The organism is Streptomyces beijiangensis (assembly GCF_017315755.1).
Lineage (GTDB): Bacteria > Actinomycetota > Actinomycetes > Streptomycetales > Streptomycetaceae > Streptomyces > Streptomyces beijiangensis.
Genome location: NZ_JAFLRJ010000330.1, coordinates 1 through 8,828, shown reverse-complemented (window position 1 = coordinate 8,828; position 8,828 = coordinate 1). Strand labels below are relative to the sequence as shown.

Genomic DNA, 8,828 nt, shown 5'->3' with positions numbered 1-8,828 from the left:
GGGGTGGGCTCTGCGGGGAGGTGCGCAGGAGTCGACATGTCTATGACGGTAGCCGGAGGTGATCGCGGAGTCCCGCCAAGGGGGTGGAAAAATACTGCCAACTCGGCCTTGTGTGAGCTAATCCACAAGCCTGACCCAACGTAACCCGTTCGAGTGAAAGGCCTGCCGCGTGGCGCGCTGGCCGGTTGATTGACCGGCGGTACGAGTGGACTAAAGTGACGCGAACCGGGAGGCGTGACGCGCCCCCTCGTACTTGACGAACTGATAAGCCCGCAGACCCCCGCATGCGCGGCGTACGTAAGGCCCGGCCCTCTCCCGCTCGCCGGCCGGCCGGCGCCCCTCACCCGGCGCCGGCAGACCGTTCCCCTTCCGGGCGGGCGGGGACCCGGCCGTACGTGCGACCGCGCCGTACCCGAGAGGGCGCATGAGCGAGACCCGACATGTCCCGGTGATGCTCCAGCGATGCCTGGACATGTTGGCCCCGGCGCTTGAAGAGCCGACGATCCAGGAACCGGTCGTCGTCGACTGCACGCTCGGCCTCGGCGGGCACAGCGAGGCACTGCTTTCCGCCTTCCCCTCCGCCCGGCTGATCGCCCTCGACCGGGACAAGGAGGCGCTGCGCCTCTCCGCGGAGCGCCTCGCCCCCTTCGGGGAGCGCGCCACCCTGGTGCACGCGGTCTACGACGAGCTGCCCGAGGTGCTGGAGCGGCTGGAGATCCCGCGCGTCCAGGGCATCCTCTTCGACCTCGGCGTCTCCTCCATGCAGCTCGACGAGGCCGACCGGGGATTCGCGTACGCCCAGGACGCCCCGCTCGACATGCGCATGGACCAGTCGACCGGCGTCAGCGCCGCCGAGGTCCTCAACACCTACGCGCCGGGCGAGCTGGTGCGGATCCTGCGCCAGTACGGCGAGGAGAAGCAGGCCAAGCGGATCGTTTCCGCCGTCGTGCGTGAGCGTGAGAAGGAACCGTTCACCAACAGCGCCCGCCTCGTCGAGTTGATCCGCGACTCCCTCCCGCAGGCCGCCAAGCGCACCGGCGGCAACCCCGCCAAGCGGACCTTCCAGGCCCTGCGTATCGAGGTCAACGCGGAACTCGCCGCCCTCGAACACGCCATTCCCGCCGCGGTGAAGACCCTCGCGGTCGGCGGCCGGATCGCCGTGCTGTCGTACCAGTCGCTCGAAGACCGCCTGGTCAAGCAGGTCTTCGCGGCAGGCGCCGCCAACACGGCGCCGCACGGCCTGCCCGTCGTGCCCGAGCGCTACCAGCCGCGGCTGAAGCTGCTCACCCGGGGCGCGGAGCTGCCCACCGAGGAGGAGGTCGCCGAGAACCGGCGCGCGGCCCCCGCACGGCTGCGGGGTGCACAGCGCATCCGCGAGGAGGCGGTATGACCACAGCGGCCAGGCAGTTGAAGGGGCGGGCCGCGCGGCTCGCGCGGATGCTGCCGTCCGGGCCCAACACCGCGGCCCGTACGCCCTTCGTCCTGCTGGTCGTGGTGCTCCTCGGCGGCGGTCTGATCACGCTGCTGCTGCTCAACTCGGCGCTCAATGCCGGATCGTTCCAGCTGAGCGAGCTCAAGAGGAACACCACCGGGCTCACCGACGAGGAGCAGGCGCTGCAACGCGACGTCGACGACCGTTCGGCGCCCGACGCGCTGGAGCGGCGGGCCCGCGAGCTCGGTATGGTCCCCGGCGACGTCCCCGCCTTCCTCAACCCCGACGGCTCGGTCAAGGGCGTCCCCGGCGTGGCCACGGCCCAGCCCCAGGCCCTGGTCGTCCCCACGAAGCCGACCACGACCCCCTCGCCCTCGGCCCCGGTCACGCCGTCGCCGTCGCCGTCCGGCATCGCAGGGGCGCCGCTGTCAGCCCCGGCGAGTCCTTCCCCGGGCGCGCACGCAACCACCTCACCGAGCGGGTCGGCGAGTACGTCCACCGTTACGTCCACGAAGCCGACCCAGACTCCCGGCAGGTGACGCAGTGCCGCCCAAGCAGCCAGAACCACCGCGCCGACGCGTCCCCGGGCCCGCGCGCCCCGCACGCCCTCCGCGCCCCGCGCAGGGCCGTGCGCGCCCCGCGTCCAAGTCCGCCAAGTCCGCCAAGTCCGCGCGCGCGCTCCGCCTCGGCAGCCCGCGCCCCCGGCTGCGGCTGGTCAGCCTCGGTCTGACCCTGGTGATGCTGGCGTTCGTCGTACGGCTGCTGCAGGTGCAGGCCGTCGACGCGAGCGCGTACGCGGCCAAGGCCGAGAAGAACCGCTACCAGGACGTGACGCTGGCCGCCGAGCGCGGCGAGATCACCGACCGCGGGGGAGTGGCCCTGGCCACCAGCGTCGACGCGTACGACATCACGGCCGACCCGACGATGTTCACCGCGAAGGCCACCGGCGTACCGGACGCCGCCGAACAGGCGGGCACGCTCCTCGCTCCGATCCTCGGCGTGGACGCGGCGGGCCTCACCAAGAAGCTCAAGACCCCCAAGACCCGCTATGTGAAGCTCGTCAGCCGCCAGACCCCCCAGGTCTGGAACCAGATCAAGGACCTGCAGGGCGTCTTCACCAAGAAGGCCGCGGCCGCCCAGCTCAAAGCACCCAAGGGCGCCGAGATCAGCAGCGTCCTGGCCGGCATCTTCAACGTCCCCACCAGCAAGCGCGTCTATCCGAACGGCGATCTCGCCGCCGGGATACTGGGCTGGGTCAACGCCGCGGGCGAGGGCGCGGGCGGCCTGGAGTCGTCCCTGGACAAGCAGCTGGCCGGCAAGGACGGGAAGATCAGGTACGCCCAGGCGGGCGGCCGTCTGGTGCCCACCGTCGGCACCCAGGAGACCCCCGCGGTCCAGGGCTCCGACATCGCGCTGACCATCGACCGCGACCTCCAGTGGTACGCCCAGAAGGCCATCGCCGACCAGGTGAAGGAGTCCAAGGCGGACCGCGGCTACGTGATGGTGCAGGACAACAAGACCGGCGAGGTCCTCGCCATGGCCAACGCGCCCGGCTTCGACCCCAACGACCTCTCCAAGGCGAGCTCGGCCAACCTGGGCAACGCCGCGCTCCAGGACGCGTTCGAGCCGGGCTCCACCTCCAAGGTCATGGCCATGGCCGCCGTACTGGAGGAGGGTGCGGCCACCGCCGACACCCATGTCACCGTCCCCAACCGGCTGCACCGCGGCGACCGCCTCTTCAAGGACGACATCGACCACGAGACCTGGTATCTGACGCTCAACGGCGTCCTCGCCAAGTCCAGCAACATCGGCACCATCCTGGCGTCGGGCCAGCTCGGCAAGACCCAGCCCGAGGCCAACCGGGTCCTCTACTCGTATCTCCGTAAATTCGGCATCGGCTCCCCGACCGGCCTCGGCTACCCGGGTGAGACGTCCGGCATCCTCGCCAAGCCGCAGGACTGGTCCACTTCGCAGCAGTACACGATCCCCTTCGGCCAGGGCCTCTCGCTCAACGCCATGCAGGCGGCCTCCGTGTACTCGACGATCGCCAACGGCGGGGTCCGCATCACCCCCACCCTGATCCGCGGTACCACGGGCGCCGACGGCCGCTTCACCCCGGCCGCAGCCCCGAAGAAGACCAGGGTGATCAGCGCGAAGACCGCCAAGACGCTCGCCCAGATGCTCGAGTCGGTCGTCGGCGACGAGCAGGGCACCGGCGTCAAGGCCAAGATCCCCGGCTACCGGGTCGCGGGCAAGACCGGTACCGCCAACCGCGTCGACCCCAAGACCGGCCGCTACCGCGGCTACACCGCCTCCTTCGCCGGATTCGCACCCGCCGACAACCCCCGCATCACCGTCTACTGCGCCATCCAGAACCCCACCAAGGGCAGCTACTTCGGCGGTCAGATCTGCGGTCCCGTCTACCAGAAGGTCATGGAGTTCGCCCTGAAGACCCTCCAGGTGCCGCCCACAGGCGCCGCCCCGGCGAAGCTGCCGGTCACCTTCGATCCCCACCAGTGATCCAGGAACCATCCGTGACGACCATCACGCAGGATCCCGGGAACCGCCGGGCACCCGGCCCCGGACACCGCCCCTCACTTCGCGGCGGGCCGGGTGAGCCCGGTACGCTCACCGCCGTGCACCATGCTGATCAGTCCCAAACCACCCAGAAGGACGCCTTTGTGACCTATCCGGGAGCGCCCCGTCCGGCCGAGGTTCGCCCGACCCCACTGGGGACGCTGGCCGAGCGGCTGGGCATCTCAGCTCCGCGTGTCACAGCACCGGGCGCCGGTGCGGTCACCGGCATCACGCACGACTCCAGGGCGGTACGCCCCGGGGATCTGTACGCGGCCCTGCCCGGCGCCCGCTTCCATGGCGCCGACTTCGCCGTACAGGCGGCCGGTCTGGGCGCCGCGGCGATCCTCACCGACCCGGCGGGCTCCGAGCGCGCCGCGGCGACCGGTCTGCCGGTCCTCGCCGTGGCCGACCCGCGCGCCGCGATGGGCGAACTGGCCGCCGAGATCTACGGCCACCCCGGCCGCGACCTGCTCCAGATCGGCATCACCGGCACCTCGGGCAAGACCACCACCGCGTACCTCGTCGAAGGCGGCATCCGCGCCGCGGGCCAGCGCTCCGGTCTCATCGGTACGGTCGAGACGCGCATCGGCGACGAGCGCATCAAGTCCGAGCGCACCACCCCCGAAGCCACCGATCTGCAGGCCCTCTTCGCGGTGATGCGCGAACGCGGTGTCCACTCGGTCGCCATGGAGGTCTCCAGCCACGCCCTGGTGCTCGGGCGGGTCGACGGCAGCGTCTTCGACGTCGCCGTCTTCAACAACCTCAGCCCCGAGCACATGGAATTCCACTCGGACATGGAGGACTACTTCCAGGCGAAGGCGCAGCTGTTCACCCCGCAGCGCAGCCGCGTCGGCGTGGTCAACTTCGACGACGAGTACGGCCGCAGGCTCATCACCGAGGCGTCCGTGCCCATCACCAGCTTCTCCGCCGAGGGCCACCCCGACGCCGACTGGCGGGCCGTGGACATCCAAGTCGGCCCGATGGACTCCACGTTCACCGCGGTCGGCCCCAAGGGCGAGAGCGTCCGCGCGAAGTCCCCGCTGGCCGGCCCGTTCAACGTCGCCAACGCCCTCGCCGCGATCGTCACCCTCGCCGTCGCCGGCATCGACCCGCAGACCGCGGCCGACGGCATCGCCGCCGTCCCCGGGGTCCCGGGTCGCCTTGAGCGCATCGACGCGGGACAGCCGTACCTCGCCGTCGTCGACTACGCGCACAAGACGGACGCCGTCGAATCGGTGCTCCGCGCCCTGCGCAAGGTCACCGAGGGCAAGCTGCACATCGTGCTCGGCTGCGGCGGCGACCGCGACCTCACCAAACGCGGGCCGATGGGCGCAGCCGCCGCACGGCTCGCCGACACCGCTGTACTGACGTCGGACAACCCCCGCTCCGAGGACCCCCTCGCGATTCTCGCCGCGATGCTCGCGGGTGCCGCAGAGGTACCCGTGCACGAGCGTGGCGACGTCCTGGTCGATGCCGACCGGGCCGCCGCCATCGCCGCCGCCGTCGCACGCGCCCAGCCCGGCGACACGGTGCTGGTCGCGGGCAAGGGCCACGAACAGGGCCAGGACCTCGCCGGAGTGGTACGCCCCTTCGACGACCGTTCCGTGCTCCGTACCGCCATCCAGAAACAGTCAGGGATGAAGTAGTGATCGCCCTCTCCCTCGCCGAGATCACCGCCATTGTCGGCGGGCAGTCGAGCGACATACCGGATCCGTCCCTCACGGTCACCGGTCCTGTCGTCATCGACTCCCGCCTGGTGGAGCCCGGCAGCCTCTTCGCCGCCTTCGACGGCGAGCACGTCGACGGACACGACTACGCGCAGCGCGCCGTCGGGGCGGGGGCGGCAGCAGTGCTGGCCACCCGTCCCGTCGGGGTCCCCGCGATCCTGGTCGATGACGTCGAGGTGGCGCTCGGTGCCCTCGCGCGCTCCGTCGTGCAGCGGCTCGGCGCGACCGTCGTCGCCCTCACGGGCTCGGCCGGCAAGACCAGTACCAAGGACCTGATCGCGCAGCTGCTGCAGCGCCACGGTCCGACGGTCTGGACGCCCGGCTCCCTCAACGGCGAGATCGGCCTGCCGCTGAGCGCTCTGCGCGCGGACCAGGACACCCGGTATCTCGTCCTGGAGATGGGCGCCCGCGCCATCGGGCACATCCGGTATCTCACGGAGCTGACGCCGCCGAAGATCGGTGTCGTACTGAACGTCGGGACCGCGCACATCGGCGAGTTCGGCGGCCGCGAGCAGATCGCCCTGGCCAAGGGCGAACTCGTCGAGTCGCTGCCCGCCGCGGAAGAGGGCGGTGTGGCCGTGCTCAACGCGGACGATCCGCTGGTACGGGCGATGGCGTCCCGTACCAAGGCGCGTGTCCTGCTCTTCGGTGAGGCCGAAGGCGCCGACATCACTGCCGACAATGTCCGGCTCACAGACTCCGGACAGCCTGCCTTCACGCTGCACACACCCTCCGGGTGCAGTGACGTGACCATGCGGCTGTACGGTGAGCACCACGTGTCGAACGCGCTCGCCGCGGCTGCCGTCGCGCATGAGCTGGGCATGTCCGCATCAGAGATTGCCGTGGCGCTCTCCGAGGCGGGCACGCTGTCCCGCTGGCGCATGGAGGTCACCGAGCGTCCGGACGGCGTGACGGTTGTCAACGACGCCTACAACGCGAACCCCGAATCCATGCGAGCCGCCCTGCGCGCGCTCGTGTCCATGGGAAAGGGGCGCCGTACGTGGGCGGTGCTCGGCCCGATGGCCGAGCTCGGTGACGATTCGCTCGCCGAGCACGACGCGGTCGGACGGCTCGCCGTCCGGCTCAACGTCAGCAAGCTCGTGGCAGTCGGGGGCAGGGAAGCGTCCTGGCTGCAACTGGGCGCCTATAACGAGGGTTCGTGGGGTGAGGAGTCGGTGCACGTGTCCGACGCACAGGCGGCCGTCGACCTGTTGCGCAGTGAACTGCGCGCAGGAGACGTCGTGCTGGTGAAGGCTTCCAGGTCGATCGGCCTGGAAAAGGTGGCACTCGCGCTGGTCGAGAACGTCACCGAGGGCGAGGTCGCCACCCGATGAAGCAGATTCTCTTCTCGGGAGTCATCGGACTCTTTCTGACCTTGGCCGGCACCCCGTTGCTGATCAAGTTCCTGGCCCGCAAGGGGTACGGGCAGTTCATCCGTGACGACGGCCCGCGCGGTCACCACGGCAAGCGCGGTACGCCGACCATGGGTGGCATCGCGTTCATCCTGGCCACGCTCATCGCGTACTTCGCCACCAAGCTGATCACCGGCGCCCCGACGACCTTCTCCGGTCTCCTGGTCCTCTTCCTGATGGGGGGCATGGGCCTGGTCGGCTTCCTCGACGACTACATCAAAATCGTCAAGCAGCGTTCGCTGGGCCTGCGGGCCAAGGCGAAGATGGCCGGCCAGCTGATCGTCGGCATCGCCTTCGCCGTCCTGTCCCTGCAGTTCGCGGACGTGCGCGGCAACACCGCGGCCTCCACGAAGCTCTCGTTCGTCACGGACTTCGGCTGGTCGATCGGGCCTGTGCTGTTCGTCGTCTGGGCGCTGTTCATGATCCTCGCGATGTCCAACGGTGTGAACCTCACCGACGGCCTCGACGGGCTCGCCACCGGCGCCTCGGTGATGGTCTTCGGTGCGTACACGTTCATCGGCGTCTGGCAGTTCCAGGAGTCCTGCGCCAACGCCACCACCCTGACCAACCCCGGCGCCTGCTTCGAGGTCCGCGACCCACTCGACCTCGCGGTCGTCGCGTCCGCCCTGATGGGCGCCTGCTTCGGCTTCCTGTGGTGGAACACCTCGCCCGCCAAGATCTTCATGGGTGACACAGGTTCGCTGGCGCTCGGCGGCGCCCTCGCGGGTCTCGCGATCTGCTCCCGTACGGAAATGCTCATGGCGATCCTGGGCGGCCTCTTCGTCCTGATCACCATGTCCGTCGTGATCCAGGTCGGCTTCTTCAAGATGACCGGCAAGCGCGTCTTCAAGATGGCGCCACTCCAGCACCACTTCGAACTCAAGGGCTGGTCCGAAGTCCTTGTGGTGGTCCGCTTCTGGATCATCCAGGGCATGTGCGTGATCGTCGGACTCGGTCTCTTCTACGCAGGATGGGCAGCCGACAAGTGACCACTTGGCACGGCAGGAACATCACCGTCGCCGGTCTCGGCGTGAGCGGCATCAGTGCCGCCCGCGCCCTGGCCGGCCTCGGTGCCTCGGTGACCGTCGTCGACGGCGGCGACAGCGAAACGCACCGCCTGCGCGCCACCGTACTGACGGCGGAGGGCATTTCGGTACGGCTGGCCGACGCGGTCACGCTGCCCGAAGGCACCGACCTGGTCGTGACCTCACCCGGCTGGAAGCCGGAGAGCCCGCTCTTCGCGGCCGCCGCGGAGGCGGGCGTGGACGTGGTCGGCGACGTCGAGATCGCCTGGCAGCTGCGCGGTCGGGACGGACGAGAACCAGCCCCCTGGCTCGCGATCACCGGCACCAACGGCAAGACGACCACCACCCAGATGCTCGCCTCGATCCTGACGGCGGCCGGGAAGCGTACGGCCGCCGTGGGAAACATCGGCACCCCGATCATCGACGTGGTGCTCGCCGACGAGTCCTATGACGTCCTGGCCGTCGAGCTCTCCAGCTACCAGCTGCACTGGGCGCCCTCCGTGCACGCCCACTCCGCGGCCGTACTGAACCTGGCCCCCGACCACCTCGACTGGCACGGCTCCATGGAGGCGTACGCCGCCGACAAGGGCCGCATCTACGAGGGCAATTCGGTCGCCTGCGTCTACAACGCCGCCGACCCGGCCACCGAGGACCT

The 8,828-nt window shown here is 70.1% G+C and carries 7 protein-coding genes; all 7 read left to right on the top strand.

Annotated elements, in window-relative coordinates; all coding sequences use genetic code 11:
• The first annotated feature begins 424 nt into the window (after window positions 1–424).
• Window positions 425–1,390, top strand: coding sequence for a 16S rRNA (cytosine(1402)-N(4))-methyltransferase RsmH (gene rsmH / locus J0695_RS29190; RefSeq protein ID WP_206967001.1), 966 nt, complete (start codon window positions 425–427; stop codon window positions 1,388–1,390).
• Window positions 1,387–1,971, top strand: a complete 585-nt coding sequence (ftsL, locus tag J0695_RS29185; RefSeq protein WP_206966999.1) for a cell division protein FtsL — start codon at window positions 1,387–1,389, stop codon at window positions 1,969–1,971. The genes rsmH and ftsL overlap by 4 nt, the downstream gene beginning before the upstream one ends.
• Window positions 1,972–1,975: 4 nt before the next feature.
• Window positions 1,976–3,952, top strand: a complete 1,977-nt coding sequence (locus tag J0695_RS29180; protein ID WP_206966997.1) for a peptidoglycan D,D-transpeptidase FtsI family protein — start codon at window positions 1,976–1,978, stop codon at window positions 3,950–3,952.
• A gap of 14 nt (window positions 3,953–3,966) precedes the next feature.
• Complete coding sequence (locus tag J0695_RS29175) at window positions 3,967–5,655, top strand: UDP-N-acetylmuramoyl-L-alanyl-D-glutamate--2,6-diaminopimelate ligase (protein ID WP_206966995.1); 1,689 nt, start codon at window positions 3,967–3,969, stop codon at window positions 5,653–5,655.
• The gene (locus tag J0695_RS29170) at window positions 5,655–7,070 is read left to right on the top strand and encodes a UDP-N-acetylmuramoyl-tripeptide--D-alanyl-D-alanine ligase (protein WP_206966993.1); all 1,416 of its coding nucleotides are present in this window, start codon (window positions 5,655–5,657) and stop codon (window positions 7,068–7,070) included. Before J0695_RS29175 ends, J0695_RS29170 begins: the two co-directional genes overlap by 1 nt.
• On the top strand, window positions 7,067–8,137 hold the full coding sequence (mraY, locus tag J0695_RS29165; RefSeq protein WP_206966991.1) for a phospho-N-acetylmuramoyl-pentapeptide-transferase: 1,071 nt from the start codon (window positions 7,067–7,069) through the stop codon (window positions 8,135–8,137). Before J0695_RS29170 ends, mraY begins: the two co-directional genes overlap by 4 nt.
• On the top strand, window positions 8,134–8,828 hold a 695-nt coding region (gene murD / locus J0695_RS29160; protein WP_372445840.1), incomplete at its 3' end, for a UDP-N-acetylmuramoyl-L-alanine--D-glutamate ligase. The genes mraY and murD, both read left to right, overlap by 4 nt.